General features: G+C 70.4%; 14 protein-coding genes. 4 read left to right on the top strand and 10 right to left on the bottom strand.

The window, feature by feature from the left end:
- The first annotated feature begins 393 nt into the window (after positions 1 to 393).
- On the top strand, positions 394 to 1,155 hold the full coding sequence (locus tag WME75_RS13005; RefSeq protein WP_437490151.1) for a hypothetical protein: 762 nt from the start codon (positions 394 to 396) through the stop codon (positions 1,153 to 1,155).
- A 180-nt stretch (positions 1,156 to 1,335) separates the two neighbouring features.
- On the opposite strand, the gene WME75_RS13010 is transcribed toward WME75_RS13005, so the two are convergent.
- Together WME75_RS13010 and WME75_RS13015 are read right to left on the bottom strand one after the other, a co-directional pair.
- A complete protein-coding gene (locus WME75_RS13010) occupies positions 1,336 to 2,253 on the bottom strand; it encodes a hypothetical protein (RefSeq protein ID WP_437490152.1) in 918 nt (305 codons plus the stop codon).
- A gap of 62 nt (positions 2,254 to 2,315) precedes the next feature.
- Positions 2,316 to 2,759, bottom strand: a complete 444-nt coding sequence (locus tag WME75_RS13015; protein ID WP_437490153.1) for a PA2169 family four-helix-bundle protein — start codon at positions 2,757 to 2,759, stop codon at positions 2,316 to 2,318.
- A 298-nt stretch (positions 2,760 to 3,057) separates the two neighbouring features.
- Between WME75_RS13015 and WME75_RS13020 the strand changes: the two genes are divergently transcribed.
- On the top strand, positions 3,058 to 3,324 hold the full coding sequence (locus WME75_RS13020) for a hypothetical protein (RefSeq protein WP_437490154.1): 267 nt from the start codon (positions 3,058 to 3,060) through the stop codon (positions 3,322 to 3,324).
- A gap of 204 nt (positions 3,325 to 3,528) precedes the next feature.
- Here the strand turns inward: WME75_RS13020 and WME75_RS13025 are convergent, their stop codons facing one another.
- The 6 genes from WME75_RS13025 to WME75_RS13050 form a co-directional block, all read right to left on the bottom strand.
- Complete coding sequence (locus WME75_RS13025) at positions 3,529 to 5,298, bottom strand: metallophosphoesterase (RefSeq protein WP_437490155.1); 1,770 nt, start codon at positions 5,296 to 5,298, stop codon at positions 3,529 to 3,531.
- Between the two features lie 159 nt (positions 5,299 to 5,457).
- Entirely contained in the window at positions 5,458 to 9,264 is a 3,807-nt protein-coding gene (gene mfd / locus WME75_RS13030) for a transcription-repair coupling factor (protein ID WP_437490156.1), read from the bottom strand.
- A 789-nt stretch (positions 9,265 to 10,053) separates the two neighbouring features.
- On the bottom strand, positions 10,054 to 10,977 hold the full coding sequence (locus tag WME75_RS13035) for a transposase (protein ID WP_437494808.1): 924 nt from the start codon (positions 10,975 to 10,977) through the stop codon (positions 10,054 to 10,056).
- A 303-nt stretch (positions 10,978 to 11,280) separates the two neighbouring features.
- Positions 11,281 to 12,150 carry a hypothetical protein gene (locus WME75_RS13040; RefSeq protein ID WP_437490157.1) on the bottom strand — a complete coding sequence of 290 codons (870 nt, stop codon included), beginning with the start codon at positions 12,148 to 12,150 and terminating at the stop codon, positions 11,281 to 11,283.
- Entirely contained in the window at positions 12,147 to 12,746 is a 600-nt protein-coding gene (locus WME75_RS13045) for a hypothetical protein (protein WP_437490158.1), read from the bottom strand. The genes WME75_RS13040 and WME75_RS13045 overlap by 4 nt, the downstream gene beginning before the upstream one ends.
- Positions 12,743 to 13,225 carry a hypothetical protein gene (locus WME75_RS13050; RefSeq protein WP_437490160.1) on the bottom strand — a complete coding sequence of 161 codons (483 nt, stop codon included), beginning with the start codon at positions 13,223 to 13,225 and terminating at the stop codon, positions 12,743 to 12,745. The genes WME75_RS13045 and WME75_RS13050 overlap by 4 nt, the downstream gene beginning before the upstream one ends.
- 80 nt (positions 13,226 to 13,305) lie before the next feature.
- Here WME75_RS13050 and WME75_RS13055 point away from each other — a divergent pair, with 80 nt between their 5' ends.
- Together WME75_RS13055 and WME75_RS13060 are read left to right on the top strand one after the other, a co-directional pair.
- Complete coding sequence (locus WME75_RS13055) at positions 13,306 to 14,049, top strand: TetR/AcrR family transcriptional regulator (RefSeq protein ID WP_437490161.1); 744 nt, start codon at positions 13,306 to 13,308, stop codon at positions 14,047 to 14,049.
- 279 nt (positions 14,050 to 14,328) lie between these two features.
- On the top strand, positions 14,329 to 18,375 hold the full coding sequence (locus WME75_RS13060; RefSeq protein WP_437490163.1) for a hypothetical protein: 4,047 nt from the start codon (positions 14,329 to 14,331) through the stop codon (positions 18,373 to 18,375).
- Between the two features lie 32 nt (positions 18,376 to 18,407).
- Here the strand turns inward: WME75_RS13060 and WME75_RS13065 are convergent, their stop codons facing one another.
- Both WME75_RS13065 and WME75_RS13070 read right to left on the bottom strand, forming a co-directional pair.
- Entirely contained in the window at positions 18,408 to 19,757 is a 1,350-nt protein-coding gene (locus tag WME75_RS13065; RefSeq protein ID WP_437490165.1) for a hypothetical protein, read from the bottom strand.
- 362 nt (positions 19,758 to 20,119) lie between these two features.
- On the bottom strand, positions 20,120 to 21,226 hold the full coding sequence (locus WME75_RS13070) for a hypothetical protein (protein WP_437490167.1): 1,107 nt from the start codon (positions 21,224 to 21,226) through the stop codon (positions 20,120 to 20,122).
- Positions 21,227 to 21,702: the final 476 nt, after the last annotated feature.

The raw sequence follows: 21,702 nt of genomic DNA on the forward strand, positions 1-21,702 counted from the left end.
AGCCCCAGCGCTCAGCGAGTGGAGTGTTGCTGGATTCCAGCAGGACGAGCTTCCGGGACGGATGGCTCCCGAAGTCGTCCCTCACGGACGCTGGCGCGCAGCGTCAGGCGCGAGATGGCTCAGTCGATGGCTCGGGGTCGCCATCATGCGGTGGACACTATCCGGCGGTGCCGGCTGAAGAGCTCTTGTGTCCTACATGAGCACATGAAAATGAGCCAATGAATCGGGAAACGTTCGAAGTATGTTGACGGATACCGTGTATTAACAGTAAACAGTGGATGCTAGGCTCGACCCGACCAGGTGCGATTCTCTTGCTGTACACGATCGACCTCCTGAACCGAATCTGCTCGGCCTGCGGAACGGCAACGTAGTAACCGTTAACCGAGGTACTTCATGATCAGCAATGCTGCTCGTCTCCTGATGGTGTCTGCTGCTGCTTCTCTCGTCGCGCTCGGCCCCGCGCCCGCCCAGGCGTGCTCGGATATCTCCGACGGCGCCCTCGATATCATCGATGCCGTCCTCAATGACCCTAATCACCCGCCGGTCAGCGTCGGTGCTGGGCTCTTCACGTTGACTCAGAAGAACGTGTTCTCGCTCGTGGACGCGGATATCTTCAACCTCTGGGGCAAGAACAGCCCGAGCTCGTTGGACTACTACGCCAAATTCGTCGCCGGGACCAACGTCACGCAGATCACGAACGCCAGCAGTATCGCGGCGGGCGACGTCCTCGTCGTGGGCAGAGGCACGACGGGATCGTACAGCGGGCACACCGTGATCATCACGGATGTGGCGCTCGAGCTCAATACGATGGCGAACCCGGCGTTGAATCCGAAGTATACGAACACGAAGCAGTGGGCGCTGCCGATCGCCGACTCCACCAACTCGGTCCATGGCTGCAACGCCACGTATCCTGACAGCCGGTGGACGGGCACTTGCGCCGGCGGCACGTTCACCCCGGGGACGGGGACGGCGTTCATGCGGATCTACAGCGATCTCTCGGGAAATCTGTCGGGCCTCTCGGGAACTCTGGTGGGCGGGTCGGGAACGCTGACGGGCCAGGGCCACACCTGGAGCGTCACCTCGGGCGCGCCCGTCTACGAGCCCACGACGCGGCCCTACGTGATCGGTCGGGTGACGCCCTGTCCTCTCCCCTAATCTGACCCTCTCCTCCACGAGCTGCGTCGCCGCGCGTTCCAGGAGGCTCGCGCCTCCTGGATGGCGCTCTGGCGTCCTCTCCGGCGGGAACAGACGCTCTCCGGAGCGGCTCTCTCTGACGAACGCCGCGAGCGGTCCGAGACCGGTGCTCGTGGCACGACGTGCCCCGTCAGACGCTGCCTATCGCATGCCCTGCTTCTGATCTGCCGCGGGCACGCGGCAGAGCTGGGCGATGCCCTTCCCGCTCAGCTTCTCGCGCGTCAGCTCGAACTGCGGCACATACATGCAGAAGCGGCCGCCCTTCTCGGTCGCGATGCTCGCTCGACGCGAGATCATGCCCTCGAGCTCCGAGCGGGTGACGGCGGTGTCCGTCTTCAGCGTGTCCGTGACCCGGAGCTCGGGCGCATTCGGGCAGCTCATGGAGGCGGAGACCGTGAGGTTGGGCTTCACCCGCTCCTGATCGCCAGCCCCTGACCCAGCCTGACCACCGCCTTGCGCTCCGCCGGCCTGGCCGCCGCCTTGAGCAGCGCCGGCCTGGGCGCCTGCGTGGGCCTGGCTGCCGCCTTGAGCGCCGCCTGCGTGGGCCTGGCTGCCGCCGGTGTCGCGGTCGCGATCCTGCGCGCCGCCGGCCTGGGCCTGGCTGCCGCCCGCAGATCCTTGCGCGGCGCCGCCGGTCTGGCCCTGCGCACCCGTGCCGCCTCGTCCCTGGCTGCCGCCACCAGGCTGGCCACCCGACGGCTGCTGCGCCTTGCCCGCCGCGGCGGGCTCGATCCGGCCGTTCACGGAGGCCGTGTAGGTGCACCCTTCCTCGACCTGAAACGCGATCTGCTCCTGGAGCTTCATCGCCTGCTTCTTCTGGCCTTTCCCCTGCTGCTGCTGCTGCTGCTGCTGCGCGCGCTGCCCGTTGCTCGCGCCAGGCTTGTCGCCCTGCCGCTGCTGCGCGCCGCCCTGCTGCGCGCCGCCTTGCTGCGCTCCCGGCGCGCCCGATTCGCGCTGCTGCGGCGGGCTCGTGCTGCCCGTCTGAGCGGCCGCGAGCGCCGGCGCGACCGCGAGCGCGCCCATGGCGAGCGCGAGCTGGATGGACCGATTCGATTTCATATTACCCCCACCGTGGAACCTGATTCCGATCGTGTTCGCCACCGTCGCGGGCCGATCGCCCACTACGCGGCTTGCTCCCAGACCTTCCTCGACAGCGCGTCCTTGATCCACGCGAGGTGCCGCTGCTCATCGCCGTAGTTGCGCTCGACGATGGCGCGCGCCTCGGTCGTGAGCGTCTCGTCCAGCGCCGCCTGGTACTGCCGGTTCGTGAGCTCCTCGTTGCCGCGCATCGCGAGCAGCGCGCTCTGGTCTCCCATGCTCGTGATCGCCGTGAACCCTTCGATGAGCTTGCCCTTGAGGTCGCGGGTCTGCGCCGGGATGCCGCCGAGCGACGCCACATGCGCGCTCAGGTCCACCACGTGACGCCCGTGATCGTCCCTGAACCTCGCGAGCATCTGCCTTGTATGAGCGTGCTCGCACGCCTCGATGGCCTGGTCGTAAGCGGCGATCGCGTCGCGATCGAGCTGGATGAGATCGTTGAGCACCTCGATGACGTCTCTCGCCATGATCGACACTCCTTCCGGGGTCGCGCTCCGCGCACGGTCCCCCTCACCGACCACCTTGGGCATTTGCGCGGGGACGCAAGCCGTGCGCAGGCCGCGAGCCGAGCCGGGCGCCGCCCTGGCCGCGCTCGGCTCGACGCCCCGCGGGGGCCGCGGCTGGCGGCCGGGAGCGGCGGTCCGGCGGCGCGACCGGCCCGGCAACCTCGACCTGGCACGGACCGTGAACCCTGTCGGGAAACCCTGACAGCTTCCGTGGACCGGCGCGGCCAGCGCCGGCGCCGCGGGGAGATGGGATGTGCCTATGAAACGCTCTCTTGGCTCCTCGATCCGCGGCGCGCTCGCGCTGCTCCTCGTCGTCGCCTCCGCGGCGTGTGCCGAGGGGCTCGCGAACGCGCCCAGCATCAACCGCGAATGGACCCCGGACGACCGCGAGCACGACGCCATCGCGAACGGCCCGCGCTCGTGCCCGAGGGAAGGCCAGGATCCGCTCGCGCCCCCCGGCGAGCAACGCGAGATCTGTCCCAAGGTCGCTCCGCCGACGATGCCCAACATCGCCGCATCGCCCTGACCGCCGGTGGCGCGCCGGAGAACGCCTCCGGACGCGCCCGCTCGCGCGGGCGCAGGAGCTCACCCCGAGCGCAGCAGCCGAGAGGCCCTCCTCATGCAGTGAGCCGGCCGCACACGGCTGTGTTCGCCACAGAAAGGCAGAATGTCCCGGCTGAGGCGAACTGCCTCATGCAGCAGGATCGATCGCCTGGGGCTCTCGTCCCTCTTACAGCTCGGGCGCGCCGGCCTCCGCCGTCGAGCCGGCCGTCGAGGGGCGGCTCCGCGGCTCGCCGGCGGGGCACTCGCGGAGCCCGGCGGTCGCGGCGGCGGGGGTGGACTGGCGGGTCCGGCGATGCTGCGGCGCGGCCTTTATCGTGACGGGCTGCTCGATGAGCTCCGGCGCGAGCGCGCCGCTGGCGGGGACGAAGCGCGGCTCGCCGGGCTTGCGATCCTCGGCCACCTTCCACGTGCGCGGCACCGCTCTCAGTCCGACGGGGTAGAAGGTGAGCCCCTCGCTGTGGACGTGAATCCGCAAGAAGTTCTTGTAGTCCTCGATCTGGAGCGCCGAGAACGCCTCGTTGCCGTGCCGCCGCGCGAGGTTGAGCGAGATCAGGAGATAGACGCCCATCAGCGTCGACCCGACCACGGCGCCGGTCACGCCGACGAAGAGCATCACGCCGACGAGGCTCCACATGGACTGGAGATCCCAGACCTCGACGCCCAGCAGCGCGGCGCCGGCGTAGGCGAGCCCCAGCGCGGCCGCGAGGTGCGCGAGCGCGTGGAGCGAGCCGGCGAGGTAGCGATACCAGCTCTTGTGCGTGTCGGTGAAGACGATGAACACGAGCATGACGACGAGGACCCACGCGACGGCGCCCGGACCGGGGCGGGGCAGCGTCAGCGAGGAGAGCATGTAGACGAAGGCAGCGGCGGGCCAGAAGCCGAGGTTGTACCGGGCGAACAGGAGGTTGCGCCAGGTGAGCCGGCGCGACTCCGACTCTGACGGAAACGAGGCTTTCAGGGTATAGGGGCGCTCGTCCGCGCCCTCGCCGGAGCGGACCACCGCGACCGGCTCGCCGTGGGTCGGGTGGAGGAACGCGCCGCCGCCGCCGGCGATGATGTTCTGCCGGCCGTCCGCGGACTCGTGGCGTCGATAGTGGTGCAGATCTCCGGCGATGCGCGCGACGACCTCGACCCCGGGCCGCGCGACCTTGAGCTGCTTCTCGAAGAACGCGAGGTTGTTCTGGAGATCGGTGCTGTAGAGGGCGCCCTTCACCCAGTCGGGCTCGGCGGTGCAGAGGACCACGCGATCGCCGTCGCGCATGTCGTGCCTCGCCAGCTTGCAGAAATACTCGATCTGCGGTTGATCGATGTCGGACTCCAGGTGGATGTCCACGCCGAGCAGCCAGAAGCCGTGGGGGAGCCTCAGCGCGAAGTAGCTCCGCGACTGGAGCGTCTTCCACGCGCCGAGCGTGCGCTTCTGGCCGAAGAGGCGCATGAAGCTCATCAGCCCGTCGTACCAGTCGTGGTTGCCGGGGATCGCGAACAGGTGCGGCGCCTCCTTCACGTCGGCCTTCGGGAGCGCAGCCGCGTAGGGCTCGACGAGGCGCGTCCAGTACGCCTGGCGCGTGGCCGAGGGGTACACCTGGTCCCCGCCCATGATCAGCACCTCTCCGCGCGTGGTCTCGCGGCCGCCGAGCGAGATCGTCGGCCGGGCGAGCAGGCTCGCGATCGCGTAGGTGGGGTTGAAGCCGTCGCCCATGTCCGCCACGTAATCGATCCAGATCTCGTCGCGCGGGAGGCCGTTTCGGACGGCATAGTCGAAGGGCGGCTGCGGTCCGGCGATCGCCTCGATGAGCCGGAAGTCGCCGCGCGCGCCCATCAGGTGGGAGACGGCCATGTCGAGCGCAGAGCGGGCCAGCTGGAAGGGGCTGTACCAGCTCGTCATGGAGCTCCCCTGGAGCCTCTCGAGCTGCTCGTGATCCGGGCGATCGGTCATCTATCCCCTCCCCGTCGCTCGACGCTATCACCGCCGGAGCGCGGCGTCGCCTCCGCCCCGCGCGCCGCCACGCTGCGCGGCGGCATCGTTGTCAATCGCGCGACGCGAGCTCACCCGGGTAAGCCGGACGACCCGGGAGGCCGCGACGGCGGCGCGCGATCAGGCGCCGTCTTTGAGGCAGCTGGCGAGCTCGCTGAGGAGCTTGTCGGTCGCCTCCAGCCCGCTCGTGAAGACCTCGCCGTCCCTGGCGCGGCGGGAGAGCCGCATGTCGGGCGAGATCCTGTAGGGCGAGCCCTTCGGCTGGACCAACCTGAGCACCTTGGCGTGGTCGAGCGGGGTGTCCTCGCGCAGGTGCAGCGTGACCCCCTTGGCGCTCGCCTCGCACGCGAGCGCCTTCAGCCGGCGCAGCTCGGTCTTGAGCCGCATGAGATGCACGAACCGGCGCGCCTCGATCGGCGGCGCGCCGAAGCGGTCCTCCACCTCGACCGCGAGATCCTGCACGTCCTCGGCCGAGCCGGCGCCGGCGAACCGCTTGTAGAGAGAGAGGCGTACGCCTACGTCGGAAATGTATTCTTCTGGCAGAAGCGCGTCGGCGTCGAAGGAGAGCTCGGTGTCGACGTCGTGGATGACGGGCTCGCCGCGGAGCTCGTGGACGGCCTCGTCGAGCATCTGGCAGAAGAGCTCGAAGCCGACCTGGGCGACGGTGCCGCTCTGCTCGGCGCCGAGGAGGTCGCCGGAGCCGCGCAGCTCCAGGTCGAGCGAGGCGATGTGGAAGCCGGAGCCGAGCTCGGTGTGGCGCTCGAGGGCCTCGATGCGGGCGCGGGCCTCGTCGGTCATGGCGTTGGGGGGCGGGACGATGAGGTAGCAGTAGGCCCGCTCCTTGGCGCGGCCGACGCGGCCGCGCAGCTGGTAGAGCTGCGAGAGGCCGAACATGTCGGCGCGATCGATGAGGATGGTGTTGGCGCGGGGGATGTCGAGGCCGCTCTCGATGATGGCGGTGGCGCAGAGGACGTCGTAGCGCCCCTCGACGAAGTCGAGCATGGCCTGCTCGAGGTTGTGCTCGCTCATCTGGCCGTGCGCGACGCAGATGCGGGCGCTCGGGACGAGCTCGGCGAGGCGGGCGGCGCGCTCGTAGAGGCCCTCGACGCGGTTGTAGACGTAGAAGACCTGGCCGCCGCGGCCGAGCTCGCGGAGGACCGCCTCGCGGATGACGGCCTCGTCGTGGCGGGTCACCACGGTGCGGATGGCGCGGCGGTCGACCGGCGGGGTGGTGATGATCGACATGTCGCGGAGGCCGGAGACCGCCATCTGGAGGGTGCGAGGGATGGGGGTGGCCGAGAGCGTGAGCACGTCGACGTTGGTCTTGAGGGCCTTGATGCGCTCCTTGTGGGTGACGCCGAAGCGCTGCTCCTCGTCGACGACGAGCAGGCCGAGCCGCTTGAAGTGGATGTCCTTGGAGAGGAGGCGGTGCGTGCCGATGACGACGTCGACCCTGCCGTCCCGGAGGCCGCGGGAGACCTCGTCCTGCTCCTGCTTGCCCTGGAAGCGGGACATGGCGCGGACCTCGATGGGGTAGGAGGCCATGCGGGATTTGAAGCTGAGGTAGTGCTGCTGCGCGAGCACCGTGGTTGGGCAGAGGACGGCGACCTGCCTGCCGGCGCAGGCGGCGCGGAAGGCGGCGCGGATGGCAACCTCGGTCTTTCCGAAGCCGACGTCGCCGCAGACGAGGCGGTCCATGGGACGGCCGGACTCGAGGTCGGCCGCAACCTCGGTGATGGCCCGGGCCTGGTCGGGCGTCTCGTCGAAGGGGAAGGTCGCTTCGAAGGCGTGGTAATCGTCGTCCGTGGGCGGAACGGGCTCGGCGGTGGCGGCGCGGCGCTCGGCGTACAGGCGCAGGAGCTCGTCGGCCATCTTGCGAACGCTCTTCTCGACCCGCGCCTTCGTCTTGGCGAAGGTCTGCCCACCGAGCCGATCGACCTTGGGTGCGCCCTCGCCACCGCTGAATTTCTGGATCTGGTTGAGGCGGTAGACCGGGAGGTAGAGCTTGTCGCCCCCGGCGTACTCCACGGCGATGAGGTCGACCGTGGTTGAGCCGACCTGCTTGTGGACGAGGCCGAGATACCGGCCGATGCCGTGATCTACGTGGACGACGTAGTCGCCGACACCCAGGTTGCGGAGGTCCTCGAGGAAGGCCTGCGCGGGCTTCGTGGACGAGGCGGCGGCGCGAGCGGCGCGGCGGTGGGCGCGGGCCCCGAAAATTTCCTCCTCCGTGACCAGAGCGAGCCCCTCGGCCGGAGCGATGACGCCACGCGCAAGGGAGCCCGTGACGACGAGGGCGGTGTCGCGCGGAGGAGCCGAGCTGCTGCCATCGAGGAACCCGGGGTCGAACGGACCGAGGTTGGCCTTCACCCGCACGTCTCGGTGGCGGAGCAGGCTGACCAGGCGCTCAACCTGGGTCTGTGCGCGCGCGGCGATGAGCACCCGCAGGCCCGCCTCTTGCCAGGCGACCACGCGGCGGACGAGCGGGTCCAGGGCGCCGTGCTTGCCGCGTGAGGCGCGGGTCGCCTTGATGGCGCGCTCGAGGTCCGACTGGTCCCGCATGGCGAGCGAGGGGGCGTCCTCGGGGACCACCTCGAAGCGCTCTAGCGAATCCTGATTTTCCGCGGCACCCTCAACCCCGGTGCGGTGCAGCGCAACCCCGGTGCGGTCCCCGAGCCACGATGCGACGTGCGCCTCGTCCTCGTAGAAGGCCCCGAGCGGGAAGTGCGGCTCGCGATCCTTGTGGCTCCGGTCGGCGGCGGCGCGGCCGAGCTCGTCGCGCAGGGCGGCGGTGAGGGAGGCCGGGTCCTCGAGGACGACGAGCGCCTCGCTGGGCAGGTACGAGGCAAAGGGCGCGAGGTCGACGTAGGCGGGCAGGTAGCCCTCGGCCCCAAAGAAGGCGCGGCCGCTGGCAACGTCCTCGACCAGAGCGCGCGCCTTGGTCGAGGGAAAGTCGATGGCGTCGCAGGCGGCGCGGACACGCTGGCGGGCGCGCTCGACGTTGTCCGGCGTGAGGATTGCCTCGCGCGCCGGCGGGAGCCAGACCTCCTTCACATCGGCGACCGTGCGCTGATCGTCGGGGTTGAAGGTCTTGATCGACGCGATGACGTCTCCGTAAAAGTCGATGCGCACCGGCAGCTCGGCGGAGGGCGCCCAGACATCGAGGAGGGCGCCGCGGACGGCGAACGTCCCGGGGTCTTCCACGAGGGGGCTGCGGACATAGCCGGAGGCGCCGAGACGGGCCGAGAGCGCGTCGCGATCCATCTCCTGTTCGGCGATGACGAGCTCGGCGTGCTCGGTGACCTCGTCCTTGGGAACGACCTTGCGGGCGAGCGCGGCGATGGGGCAGACGAGGACCAACCACGGTAGGTCCATGCCGAGGTGGAAGAGCGTGGCGAGGCGGGTCTGGGCGCCGCGGCGGTCGGGGTTGACGTCCGCGTAGGGGCTGGCCTCGTTGGGCACGTAGAGAAGGACGCGGCCGGATGCCGTGGCGCCGGCGGCCTCGGCGGCGTCGGCGTCCCGGTCGGCGAGCAGGAATGACGTGTCCGCCGCCAGGGCGCGGGCACTGTCGACGTCGGGGGTGAAGGCGACGATGGGCCGGCCGACGGCGGCTGCGGCGAGGCGACGGATGACGAGGGCGCCGGCCGAGCCGGCCGAGCCCGTCACGTGGCGTGTGCCAGGCGGCGCTGCGGCGAGCTCTGCGGCGAGATCGCGAGGCGTGACGACGCGGCGGTCCGCGGGGAGGTCGAACGACGGGAGCGGCTCGCGGTCGCCCGGCGTGGAGGCGGGGGGGCCGCTGGCGGCGGTGTCGTTCGAGGCGAGCTCGTCGAGGTCGCCTGCGAGCTCGCCCATCGTGGCGGTGAGTGGGGAGTTCGTGGAGGAGAGGAGGGAGCGCTCGGGGGGCATCGGCGCAGCGCGGTCTAGCATGGCGAGGGTGAGCCGTGAGCCGTGAGCTGACCGTGCTGGGCGCGTGGGCGTGGGTACGGCTGGACCGGAGCCGAGGGGGTCGACCTTGCCCCCGAGCCAGCCCGTCGCATCGACCCGGCCGTGGTTGCGCCGTTGCCGACCCGATCGCGCCCACCCGACCGTCACCTAACCCGGCCCGGCCCACCCGACCGTGGTTGCACCCAACCCGGCCCACCCGACCGTGGTTGCGACTCGAACTCGACCTCGCCGCCGCCCGTGCCGTCCGACCGTGGTTGCGACCCCTCGTCGGCGACCCGTCGCGTGCCGTCCGACCGTGGTTGCGACCCCTCGTCGGCGACCCGTCGGGCACGGACGCATGTCGCGGCCTATGGCGATCGCGATCGCAACTGGAGGCCAATTGTGGTCGGCGCTCGCAAGTGCCGCGTCGCGCGCACGTACCGACCATGCTTGGGGCATCGCGGCGTGGTGTAGGACCGGTATCCGGATCCGGGATCCGAACAGACCGTGGTTATGCCGAGCCAGCCAGCCTCGTTACGCCGAGCCCAGTCCCGATACCAGTGCCCGGACCGAGTAAGGCGAACGGGTAGCTACGCCGACCCGCTGTGATCACGCGGCCTGAAACGGACGTCGTGAGCCCGTGAGCAAGCCCAAGTGAGCGTGAACGGGTGGGCCCTGCGCACCACCCCTACAGTACGGCAATACGACCCGGGCCCTGGTTGTACGACGGGAGAGGTACCACCCGTGGCATCCGCTTACCCCCGTCGATTTCGAGCCGTGCTCGCTCTGTGCCTATGCTGCAGCGCGCTCGCCCTCATCAACGGCAGCTCCGTGGAACACACGCATCCACCACGTCCCTGCAGGGAAGATTATGCTGCGCGCGCCCGCACGCCATTGCTCGAGTGATTTGCGATAAGCTGCGCGGAAGGCGCGCACGGCGGCGATGGCATTGTTTAGCGCGTCGGTTCGTCCGCGGCCAACCGCGAATGTCGGATTGAGTTCGCGAAGCGGCTCGATGGTCTTCGCCCGCTTGTAAGGGGAAACCTTGCTCGCGCGTGCACGTCCGAGGAAGCCGAGCCCCTGTTGTTCCAGGGTCGCGCGAGCCCGTTGCTCGTATTGATCGAGCTTTGCCGCGATCTCGTGACGAAACCCATCAGCCTCGCTGTTCGCGATCACAGGTGGAATTGTGATCGAAATCGCAGCTTCCTCCGGCCATTCGGCGTTTTTCGAATTGAAGTATATCTCAGGGCGCTGGGCTCGCAGTGCACCGCAGCCGAGTTCTCCCACGAGCACCTTCGCCCCTGGCCATTGGTGTGCATGCTGTACGAGGCCGGCGACCACCGGATTCGCGAGCGTGTAGGCGATCTTCTCAACCAGCGCGTCCCTTGTTGCTAGGTGTACCGCGCTTGTCGCCCCGTGGTCCCATACCGGGCCTTCCCACGCTCGCAGGACCTTGGTCCCGAGCGCGACGAGGCGGTGAAACCGCTGAAGGAATCGTGGGAGCTCGCCACGCGTGTCTGTGACGACAAGATGAAGATGCGTGGACATCACGCAGAGCGCATGCACGAGGATCCCATAACGTTGGGCCGAGAGCGCCAGGGTATAGATCACGAGTTGTGTGATGGCGGAATCGGGGCGGAGGAGGAAATGTCTCCGCAGAACGCGGCGGGTGAGGAGGTACGTAGCGCCGGGGACGATAGCGCGGGGCTGGCTCATGTTCATCGGCGACATCAAGAGCCGTGCCATGCGAGAATGCGGCTGTTCCGGGCGACTGCCGCGCTTGGGCGGGTGGCGGCCGCCACCCTTTCCGCCAGCTATCGCCGCTGTCGCGCACGGCAGCATACGCAACGTGGGTCGGGTCCGGCAGGTCCGGCACAGGCACACGCAACGGGCACAGGCACACGCAACGTGGGTCGGGTCGAGGATCCGCGCAACGTGGGTCGGGTCGAGGATCCGGGTCGAGGATCCGCGAGGATCCGGGGTCGACCGCGCTGCGCCGCGCCCCCGGCCTGCCTTTCTCTACAAGCGGACCCCGCCTCCCAGCGACGCTCCCCACACGGTGGCTCCTCGCTGGCCAGCCAGCCCGGAGGGGGCGTCCAGGTTGACGGCAACCTGGGAGCGCACGAACACCGCCTCGAATTCTGCGTTCGCGTACAAGATCGCTGCCCACTGCGAGAAATCCCGTCCGGCGAGCGGCGCCGTTTGCGCGAACATCTGCACCCGCAGCCCGGGCGTCAGCGGACCCATCCTCAAGCCCGCGTATGCGGCGGCCACCATCGCCAGCCGCGACGGATTGGAGTTCACGGAAATGAGCACTGCCGGATCCAGCTCGGCGCCGACGACCACCGACGCAGACAGATCCATCCGGCTGCGGAGCAGCAAGGCGATCGGGATCGCATTCGGTGCCCACAGCCAGTAATCCGCGAACCCGCGCGCCGCCGTCGCGACCGCGTAGTTGTACTCGGTCTCCGTATTCTCCGGGATCGTGCCAGGGAAAGTCGTCAACGGCGGTGCAACCCCGATCCCGACGCGGAACGAGCGCTGGCGTTCCTCGACCAACGCCGCCTGCACGGTAACGAACGGGTTCCCGAAGCGAAACGACGAGCGCCTCGCCTCGCCCTCTACCTGAAAGGTGGTCCAGGCCGAGGTCACGTCCGTGGTTGCGCTCAGCCAGCCGTTCAGACGAATGCCGGCCGACACCTGCGGCGCGACATGGATCGTCGCCAGCTCCCTGTCCTGCGGCGAGGCCGTAAATATGCCGTACAGCGCAACATGGCCGCGGTCCTCGAGCCGCTCCGGCAACTCGCCCGTCCCCTGCGCCCAGCTCGGCGCCGCCGCGAGGGCGCCTACTGTGGCAACCACGGTCAACGCGAGCGTGCGCCCGCTCACCTCGTCCTCCTGAACTTCTGCACGCCGCGACCCCGCAGGCTGGTCACGTAGACGCTCCCGTCCTGCCCCACCGCGATCCCGTGTCCCCAGTCGATCTCCCCGGGGCCGTCCCCCGAGGTTCCCCACCGGTCCACGATCTCTCCATCGAGGTTGATCCGCACCACATGCCCCCGCGGCCGCTCCGGATCCTGGTCCCCCCCGTCGACCACGTAGATGTGCCGATCGGGCCCGAAGGCGATCGCCCATGGCCGCCCCAGCGCGGCGCTCTTCCACTGCGCAAGGTAGTCGCCGTCTGCGCTGAAGACCTGCACGCGCGCGTTTTCCCGGTCCGCCACGTAGACCCGCCCCTCGTCGTCGGTGACGATGCCGTGGGGCGTGTCGAGCTGCCCCCGCCCGAACCCCTTCTCGCCCCACTCCATCAAGAACTCGCCGTCCTCGGAGAAGCGCGCGATGCGAGCATGGTTGTAGCCGTCCGCCACGTAGACGTCGCCGTCCAGGCCGAAGGCGACGTTCGTTGGCCGGTCGAGCTGCTCCGGGCTCGCCGCGCACCCGAGCCCCGCGAGCGATACGACGATCCACGCGCCTCGTCCCTTCATGGCGCCTCGCCGAGGGTCATCACCACCTTCCCCTCCGCTGTCAGCTTGAACACCCGGTTCTGCTCGGAGTCCGTCACCCACACGAAGTCGTTCCGATCGACCTCGATCCCGTGCGGATAAACGAACAGCCCCTCTCCCCACGCATCGAGCAGCTCCCCCGTCCCGGCATCGAATACCAGGATGGTCGCCTCGCTGATCGGCGCGTCGTTCCCCGACGTGCGCCCGGCCGCATGGCTCACCAGCACGCGCCCGCGCGCGTCCACCGCCACGTCGAGCGCTGGTCCGAACACCATCCCCTCCGGGACACGCGGCCACCCGTCCACCACCTCATACGGCCCCGCAGGCGCCTCGTCCGCCACCGGCGGCCGCGACGTGCACGCTCCCGAGAGCGCGCCCACCGCGAGCGCCAACCCCACCGCCAGGCCGCGGCAGCCGCGCTGGGCCCCGGAAGCCGCCGCCTCGTCGCAAAGCAACCCCATACCCTCCAAGGATAACAGTGTTATGCTGAGCGCGTCAACAGGCGGAGCGCGGACGTGGCAGGATCGTGGGTATGGGTGTGATGGACGCAGATGAGCCGGTGGAGCGCGTGTTCCAGGCGCTCTGCGATGGCCGGCTGGCGCGTGACGAGCTGACTGCCCGCAAGATCGCCGCGTTCCTGGGCCAGACGACGATGGTGCTGTATCACCACTTCGGCTCGCTCGACGGGTTCCTCATCCGCGTCGACGGGGCCGGATGGCGGCGGCTCGCGGAGCTCCTCGAGGCGCGGGCGCGCGCCGGCGCCGACGCGCGGTCGCTCGCCGTCGGTTATGTCGAGTTCGCGCTGCGCCACCCGGATCTGTACTGGCTGATGGCCGAGCGCCGCTTCGACCGCGCCCGCCTGCGCGAGGAGGGGCGCCTGCGGCTCGCGCGCCCGCTGTGGAGCGGCTTCGTCGAGCTCTTGCGCCGCTACGGCAGCGCGTGCCCGGCGGAGGACACCCACGTGCTCTTCGCGGGCCTCCACGGCATCGCGATGCTCGCGCTGAGCGGGCGCGCCAACCTCGGTGAGGGCCCCGTCAACCCCGGCGAGGGCCCCGCCAACCTCGGTCAGGACCCCGTCAACCCCGGCGAGGACCCCGCCAACCTCGGTCAGGACCCCGCCAACCTCGGTCAGGACCCCGCCAACCTCGGTCAGGACCTCGCCCCGGACGAGGAGGTGGCCTTCGCCGCGGCGCGCCGCCTCGCGGATCTCGTGCTCCCTGCCCGTCCCCCCGACCCGCCCGCCGCGCAGGCCATCGACGGCCGCGGCCCGCCACGCGGCGCCTGAGCCGGCCCCCTCAGGCAACCGCCGGCGCCCGAGGACCCGACCCGCCATCCGCGCGCGACGCACGGGGCGCCCCGCTCTCCACGGCCGGGAAAAACGGGAAAGGGCGTCGAGGCGAGCCTTCGCGCCGGGCGCATCTGCCGCGCCGACGCGCGGCCTGCGTCGATGTTGCCCGAAAACGACCGCAGCGCATCGGGCCCCGCCGCTGGACGGGCCGTGCGATGTCGGGGAAATCGGCACGTCCTGCGAGCTCGCGGCATCTATTTCGGTTCGGAGGTGCTTATGCGCGCGCGACGCAGGGTCGCTTGGTTGCTCGGTGGGGGGCTGCTCACCGCCGGCGTGGGTTGCGGCAGCGACGAACCGGAGGCGCCCGGCGCAGCTCGGCTCGCGATCGCCGCGAACGCGGACCGCGCCGTGCATTCCTCCGACGCGCTCGGAGCCCAGAACCAGGCGGCGATCGCCGCGAACGCGGACGCGAGCCTCCTCGTCGCGACCTATACCGATCCGCGCGGCGCGCTCGCGAGCCCGCCCAGCCTGTCCGGGGTTGCGCGATCCGCCGACGGGGGCAGGACCTTCGCCGAGGTGGTCGGCCCGAACGGCGAGCGCGCGCTGCCCTCGGCCCCCGGCGGCCAGGTGCTCGGCGCGCCCCGCGTCGTCCACGATCCGGGCCGCGACGTCTTCATCAGCGCCTCGACCTACGTTCGCCCGGCCGATGGACTCCAGGGCCTCTGCATCCATGGCTCGAACCCTGGCAGCGCGGCCGGGACCTCGTGGTCCGCGCCGGTGGAGGTCGCTCCCACGTTCGTCGCGGGGGAGAGCGCCGAGCAGGCCTCCATCGACGTCAACGGGGCGACCGGGCGCCTGTCCGTCACCTGGGTCCAGCGCGGCGGCGCGTCGCCGAGGATCCTCTACAGCCACTCCGACGACCTCGGCCTGACCTGGTCGCCCGCCGCCGTGCTCGCCCAGGCGCCGGCCGGCGGCGATCTCGACGGGCCGGGCGCGCGCATCCTCCCCGGGACGACCGACCGGGGTTCGGTCGTCTATGCCGTCTTCCGCTCCATGGAGCCGGGGACCTCGCTGCGCAACCTCGGATGCCGCCGCTCGACCGACGGAGGCGTCACCTGGGAGCCGCTCGTCCTCCTCGATGCGACGAGCTACCCCCCTGAAGACCAGGTCCTCGGCGTCGACCACGCAAGGAGCTCCCCGTCGATCGACATCGACCAGGCCACGCGGCAGGTCTATGTCGTCTACCAGCGGAGCGGCGACGGGGGGACGGGCGACATCGCCCTGCGCTCCTTCACGGAACGGTGCGCCGCCGGCAGCGCCGTCCTCCTCAACAGCGATCCAGGGCGCGATCGGGCCCAGTTCTTCCCCTTTGTCGCCGTCGACCGAGCGACCGGCACCGCGCACGTCGTCTACTACGACCAGGATGTCGCCGGCTCGGGCGACCTCACCGAGCTCATGCACACCGCGTCGAGCGATCAAGGCGCCTCCTGGAGCCCGCCTGCGCCGATCTCGGACCGCCCGTTTCACGCGGGCCACGGCAACGACGCCTCGCGGCAGAACCTCGGCGATCGCATCGGCGGCGTGGCGCTCGCCGGCGAGCTCTACAGCGTCTTCAGCAGGACGGCCGCCCCACCGCGGTTCGATGAGGGACAGCCGACGTCGACCTCCATGATCGCGCCGAACGTTCACCTCGATGTCCTCGACGAGCTCGCGCGCGTCCCGCCGCTGCGCGCCGCCGGCACCCGGGTTGCGGATACGGCGTGCGGCGCCCTCGCGAACGAGCGCATCGATCCGGGAGAGCTCATCGAGGTCGGCGTCTACCTGGAGAACTACGTCGCCAACCCGGTCTCCGGCAGGACGACCCTCTCCGAGATCACGGCCACGCTCGCCACGGAGACACCCTCCGTGACCGTCGTGAGGGCGAGCGCGACCTACCCCGAGCTCGATCCGCTCCGCGTCGCCGCCAGCGACGCGCCGTTCCTCCTCTCCACGACCCGGGACTTCACCCCGGGAACGCCGATCGAGTTGACGCTCACGGTGCGCTCCGCTCAGGGCACGATCGCGCTCCCCATCGCGCTCGAGACCGGCGTGCCGGGCGCCGCGGACGTCCTGCTCCGCGAGGACTTCGACGCCGCGAGCGCGCCCGCGCTGCCCTCCGGCTGGCAGTCGGTGCGCGACGGCGGACCGGCCTCCGTCGCGCCGTGGGTCGTCGCGCAGACGCTGACGCCCGGCAACAACGCGGCATTTCACGGCGAGGAGCCGGCCACGTCGCACGTCGCGCTGGTGTCTCCCGCCGTGACGATCCCGGAGAGCCCCGGGGAATCCCATGTCACGCTCGACTTCGATCTCACCTACGAGCTGGAGGACGATCCGCACCGGCTCGTCCAGGCGTTCGACGGCCTGACCTTGCGCCTGGAAGATCTCACGGCCGGCGCCACGCCGCGGGCGGTCCTCGCCGAGGCGTTCGCCGAGCGGATCATGACCGGCGCGAGCCACCACTTCCCCAAGCACCTGCCCGCCCGGGACGACCCGGGTTACCTCGCGGATCACTCGGTCTGGTCCGGCAGCTCCGGCGGGAGCAAGCGCGTGTCGATCCGCTTCCCTGGCGCGGGGCTGCGCGGGCGGACCGTCCAGCTCCGCTTCGACTACACGCAGGACGACAGCCTTGTCTGCACCGACATCGGGCGTCCCGGGCCGTGCGGCGTCGCGATCGACAACGTCGTGCTCGCGGCGGTGCCGGTCGCGTCCGGGGCCTGCGGGGCGGATCTCGCCATCACGCTGGCGGACGCGCCGGATCCGGTGTCGCCCGGCGCGCAGTTCGTCACGACGATCAGCGTCTCCAACGAGGGGCCGGGCGACGCGAGCGACCTCGTCGTGACGCACGTCCTGCCGCCCGGGGCGAGCCTCGCCAGCGCCTCCGGGACCGGCTGGACGTGCGACCCGGCCACCGAGGGGCTCGTGTGCCGGCGCGCGTCGCTCGCCGCGGCGGAGAGCTCGTCGATCGCGGTCACCCTTGTCGCGCCCGCGCTCACCCCGCCCGCGGTCGCCCTCGAGATCGACGGCAAGGCGAAGGTCACCGCGAGTGAGCACGATCCGGCGCCGGAGAACAACGAGGGCGAGACGCAGACGACCGTCTCCGTGCCGACGCGCCTGATCGGCTTCCTGACCGTGCTCAGCGAGCGCACCGCCGGCGGGGAGGTCGCCTACACGTTGCTCATCAACAACACGGGCGGCCGCCTGCAGCGCGACAACGCAGGGTTCGAGTTCGTGGACGTGCTCCCGCCGGAGGTCCTGCTGCAGGGCGCTGTCGCGGAGAAGGGCGCGGTCACGTCCGATCCCGTGACCAACACGATCGGCTGGGACGGCGATGTCGCGCCCGGGGAGTGGGTGATCCTCACGATGCAAGCGGCGCTCCGGCCGCTCACCGACGGGCTCGTCGTGACGAACCAGGGCACGATCTCCTTCGACGCCGACTCGGACGGGGTCAACGAGTCGAGCGTGCTGACCGACGAGCCCTTGTTCGCCGGCGCGACCGATCCCACCGCCTTCACGGTGAGGCCCGCGATCTGCGGGGACGGCGTGCTCGGGCGGGGTGAACCGTGCGACGACGGCAACCTCCTCGACGGGGACTGCTGCTCGGCGCTGTGCGCCGCCGAGCCGACGACGGTGCTCTGCCGCATCGCGAGCTCGTCCTGCGATCCCGGGGAGTACTGCGACGGCGCCGGGCGCTGCCCCGCGGACGTCGTCCTGCCGGACGGGGCCATCTGCGGCGACTTCGACCTCTGCAATGGCATCGAGCTTTGCTTCGAGGGGAATTGCGTGAGCGACATCCCCCTCGACTGCGATGATGGGGATCTGACGACCACGGACGAGTGTCTCCCTCTCTTCGGCTGCCGCAATCTACCGATCACGGCGCCGGACATTCCCATTCACGGGACTGGCGGCGGCGCGGGCGGTGGCAACGTCGGTGGCGGCCGTGACGCGCCAGGCGGCGGCAACGCAGGCGTGGGCGGCGACGTGAGCGGCGGTGACGTCGGTGGCGGCCGGGATGCGCCAGGCGGCGGCAACGCAGGCGTGGGCGGCGACGCGAGCGTCGGCGGCGACGGCGGAGGCCGGGATGCGGCGGGCGGGGCAGGGGGAGGAGACCACGCCGAGGGAGGAGCGCCGCCGGGGGCGTGCAGCTGCTGCTTCAGCTTCAACTGCATGCTTGCCGCCGTGGGCGGCGAGACGGAGCACGCGCCGGGCACCTCCCGCGCGCTCGCGCTCTTCGGCCTCCTCCTTTCGCTCGGCAGCGCGCGCCGCGCCCGCCGCCGTCGCTGCTGACAGCGGCGCCCCCGCGCCGCGCGCCCCCGCGATCACTTGTAGAGGAAGACCCCCTTCAGGTCCTCGGTCTGCGAGATGGGCGTGCTGTCCTTCTTCGAGGTGGCCCTGAACTGATAGATCATCCCCGGGTCCAGCGCTGGACCGTCGTACGCGACAGAGACGTTCTCGCTCCCCGACACCCTGGGCACCTCGAGGTTCTCCCAGATCTTCGCCCCGAGCGCGTCGAACAGCGTCACCTCGTAGAGATCCTCGCTGGAGTCGTCCTCGAAGACGAAGGTCGGTGTCCCGCTCACCTCGTCGAGCGAGCTCGCGCCGGGCGAGACGACGGCGAGCGCGCCGGTCACCTTGAACGACTCCTGAACAGGGTGGTCCTCGCCGGAGACCGTGATGCGCACGATCTCGGTCCCGCCGATCGACGTGTCAGGATCCCGCACGAGCGCGTCGTTCTCGAACGCGGCGAGGATCACGTACTCGCCGTCAGGCACCCCGGCGATCGAGAACTCGCCGGTCACGTCGCCCTGCCGGAGCCCTCGCGGGGTCTCGCCGCGGGCGGTCATCTCATCGAACGTATCGGCCACGACCAGGATGACCGAGGTCGCGCTCCCGCCGGACGCATTCACGATCTCGACCTTGCCGCTCACGATCGCCGTGGCGTCACCCGTGGCGTGCAGATCGACGCCGGCCGTCTCCTTGCCCGCGCTGACGGTGGCGCTCGCCGTGTCGAGCGCGAGGCCGGCGCCATAGCCTTTCACCGTGACCTCGCCCGCGGCCACGTTGAAGATCGTGTAGCTGCCGTCGAGATCGGCCGCGCCGGTGGCGCCGCCCGCGACGACCAGCGTCCCGCCGGGCTCTTCGGCGAGGACGACCCCGGAGATGGAGCCGAGCCCCTCGCTGTCCGGCAGCGGCAACAGCGCGATCTCGGTGGCCGCCGACGCGATGGCGAGCGGCTTGCCCGACGCGGTCGCGAGGTCGATCGGCAACGCGACCCGCGGCGCCTTCGGGAAGGTCTCGTGAGCGAGCGCGTCGGCGCGCAGCGTGACATCGGCCTTGACCGGAGCCCCGCTCGCGTCGCGCCGCGCCGGCACGGCGAGCTCGTAGCTGCCGTCGGCCCCCGTGACCGCCACCCGGGAGATCACGGCGTCGTTCGGGTCCCGCGCGAGCACGCGCGCGCCCGCGATGCCCTTGTCGTCGAGCGAGTTGTAGACGCGGCCCTTCAGGGTCACCGGGTCGAAGCAAGCGGGCTCGGCGCCCTCCACCTCCTCGCACACCTGCGGCGCGGTGCACCCCGTCTGCTCGGCCACCGAGCAGCTCTTCGGCTGGTCGTCGTCGTCGTCGCCGCCACACCCCATCGCCGTCACGGCGCAGAGCATCCCAACAGCCATCGAGCGCATCCCCATTGACTCGTCTCCTTTCAAACCAAGTGTCGTCACCGCAGGCACAACGCCTCAGCTCGCGGGCGTTCAGCGCTGCGTCCCCCAAGCTCGTCTCCGGTCCGTGCGGAGGCACTACACCACGGAGGCGCAGCGGGAACAGCGGAGCGTGAAAACAAACCTCTGTGTATTCTCTGTTCTTCATGGTTCTCCCTGGTTTCACGAGGGAAGGAACCACAGAGGGAAGGAATCACAGAGGCACAGAGAGCACAGAGAGCACAGAGGAGAGAACGAGGGCGTTCGTGTACTCTGTGTCTCTATAGTTCAGACTTTTTCGCTCACGAAACCAGGCATGATCGTGGGCGATACGCTCGCTAGTTCACGATGGGCTGGCAGCAGCCGGTGATGCAGTAGTGGTACGCGTCACAAGGCTCCTGGCCGGCGAGCCCGCACGGCTGGACCCCCGGCGCGCACTGGCCTCCGCTGTCGCCGCCGGTCCCGCTGCCGCCGGTCCCGGCCGCGCCGCCGCCCACGCCGTCGCCGCCGGTCCCGGCCGCGCCGCCGGCCCCGCCGGCGCCGGCGCCGGTGCCAGCCTCGAAGCAGTCGGCGGGCAGCGTGTCCTTGCCGAGGCACAGCTCGCAGCGGCCGCAGTCGTTGAGGCAGGCGTCCACGGGCATGCACGGCTCGCAGCGGCTCGGATCGGAGATGCCGTCGCGCGAGCACGAGCCTTCGCCGGTGCCGTCGGCGTCGGAGCCGAGCCAGACATACGCCCCGCTGCCTGCCGGCAGCTCGCAGCAACCGAAGCAGTCGCAGCCGTTCGGCGTGAGCGGACCGCAGACGTCGTGGCAGGTATCGGATTGCGCCATCTTGAGCTGGCTGCAGCTCTTGCCGTCGGCGCCCGGCGTCGAGGCGCCAGGGTCATGGGCGCACATCGCCCCGTTGCTCGACTCCGGGTGATATCCGGGCGCGACCTCGTTCGGATCGCACTGATGGTTCCAGCGACAATCGTCGTTGCCGGCCCCGGAGTCCTGATCGAAATAGCAATCGACGGTGCACGCCGGCCCTGCCTGGCCGGGGATCCCGCCGTAGTAGCTGTCCTCGGTGTTGTCGCACGGGCCGAGGCAGTCCGGATCCTGCACGTCGAGGAGCCCGTCCTCATCGTTGTCGATGAGATCCCCGCACTGGTACGTCTTGCCCTGGCACTTCACGATGCTCGTCGGGAGCGCGACGCCTCCGCCGCCCGCGGCGCCCGTGCCGGCCCCGGCCCCGCCGCCACCGCTCGCGCTGCCCCCGCCGCTCTCGCTGCCCCCGCCGCTCTCGCTGCCCCCGCCGCTTGCGGCGCCTCCGCCGCTGTCGCCTGCGCCTGCGCCGCCGGACGGGGCGGCGCCATCCACGGCGCTGTCGCTGCAGCCGGCGACGAGGGGGACTCCGAACAGCGTGGTCATCAGCAATGAAAGAGAGAGCGGGAGAGCAAGGCGCATGGTGTCTCCAAAGGTGGCTCAAGCCGCCCCCGCCCGCAGCGCAGGCTGCGCAGCGGGCGTACCGGCGCGTTCAGTCGGAGCAGTTACACCGACGCGACGTCACGGCTCAGAAAAATGCGCGGACCGAGATCATTGGCAAAGCCCGCCCGGAACCCGCGTGGGGGGATGGGTGATAACCCATCCCGTGCTTGCAGCAATTCCCAGGTAGCCACCGAGCGGGCGCTCGCGTCGCTCCCCTCTTCCTGGTCATGTGATAGGGAGGAATTTGAACCACTGAGGCTCAGAGGACACAGAGTTTCCCTGTTCTCTCCTCTGTATCCTCTGTGCCTTGTGGTTTCTTCTCTCAGGAAACAAGGAACGAGCGTGGACGATACGGTGCTGGTGTAACTCCTACCTTCTCGCCCTCGTGTCCAGATGACGGAGCTGCCATGCCGCGCGCCGACAGCCCTTCAAGGCTCCTGGCGCCGCTGCGCCGC

It is taken from the genome of Sorangium sp. So ce1014 (assembly GCF_051521505.1).
Taxonomy (GTDB): Bacteria; Myxococcota_A; Polyangia; order Polyangiales; family Polyangiaceae; genus Sorangium.

Coding starts and splice junctions, on each gene's coding strand:
- WME75_RS13005 (WP_437490151.1), top strand. CDS start 394: ATGATCAGCAATGCTGCTCGTCTCCTGATGGTGTCTGCTGCTGCTTCT.
- WME75_RS13010 (WP_437490152.1), bottom strand. CDS start 2,253: ATGAAATCGAATCGGTCCATCCAGCTCGCGCTCGCCATGGGCGCGCTC.
- WME75_RS13015 (WP_437490153.1), bottom strand. CDS start 2,759: ATGGCGAGAGACGTCATCGAGGTGCTCAACGATCTCATCCAGCTCGAT.
- WME75_RS13020 (WP_437490154.1), top strand. CDS start 3,058: ATGAAACGCTCTCTTGGCTCCTCGATCCGCGGCGCGCTCGCGCTGCTC.
- WME75_RS13025 (WP_437490155.1), bottom strand. CDS start 5,298: ATGACCGATCGCCCGGATCACGAGCAGCTCGAGAGGCTCCAGGGGAGC.
- mfd (WP_437490156.1), bottom strand. CDS start 9,264: ATGCTAGACCGCGCTGCGCCGATGCCCCCCGAGCGCTCCCTCCTCTCC.
- WME75_RS13035 (WP_437494808.1), bottom strand. CDS start 10,977: ATGAGCCAGCCCCGCGCTATCGTCCCCGGCGCTACGTACCTCCTCACC.
- WME75_RS13045 (WP_437490158.1), bottom strand. CDS start 12,746: ATGAAGGGACGAGGCGCGTGGATCGTCGTATCGCTCGCGGGGCTCGGG.
- WME75_RS13050 (WP_437490160.1), bottom strand. CDS start 13,225: ATGGGGTTGCTTTGCGACGAGGCGGCGGCTTCCGGGGCCCAGCGCGGC.
- WME75_RS13055 (WP_437490161.1), top strand. CDS start 13,306: ATGGACGCAGATGAGCCGGTGGAGCGCGTGTTCCAGGCGCTCTGCGAT.
- WME75_RS13060 (WP_437490163.1), top strand. CDS start 14,329: ATGCGCGCGCGACGCAGGGTCGCTTGGTTGCTCGGTGGGGGGCTGCTC.
- WME75_RS13065 (WP_437490165.1), bottom strand. CDS start 19,757: ATGGCTGTTGGGATGCTCTGCGCCGTGACGGCGATGGGGTGTGGCGGC.
- WME75_RS13070 (WP_437490167.1), bottom strand. CDS start 21,226: ATGCGCCTTGCTCTCCCGCTCTCTCTTTCATTGCTGATGACCACGCTG.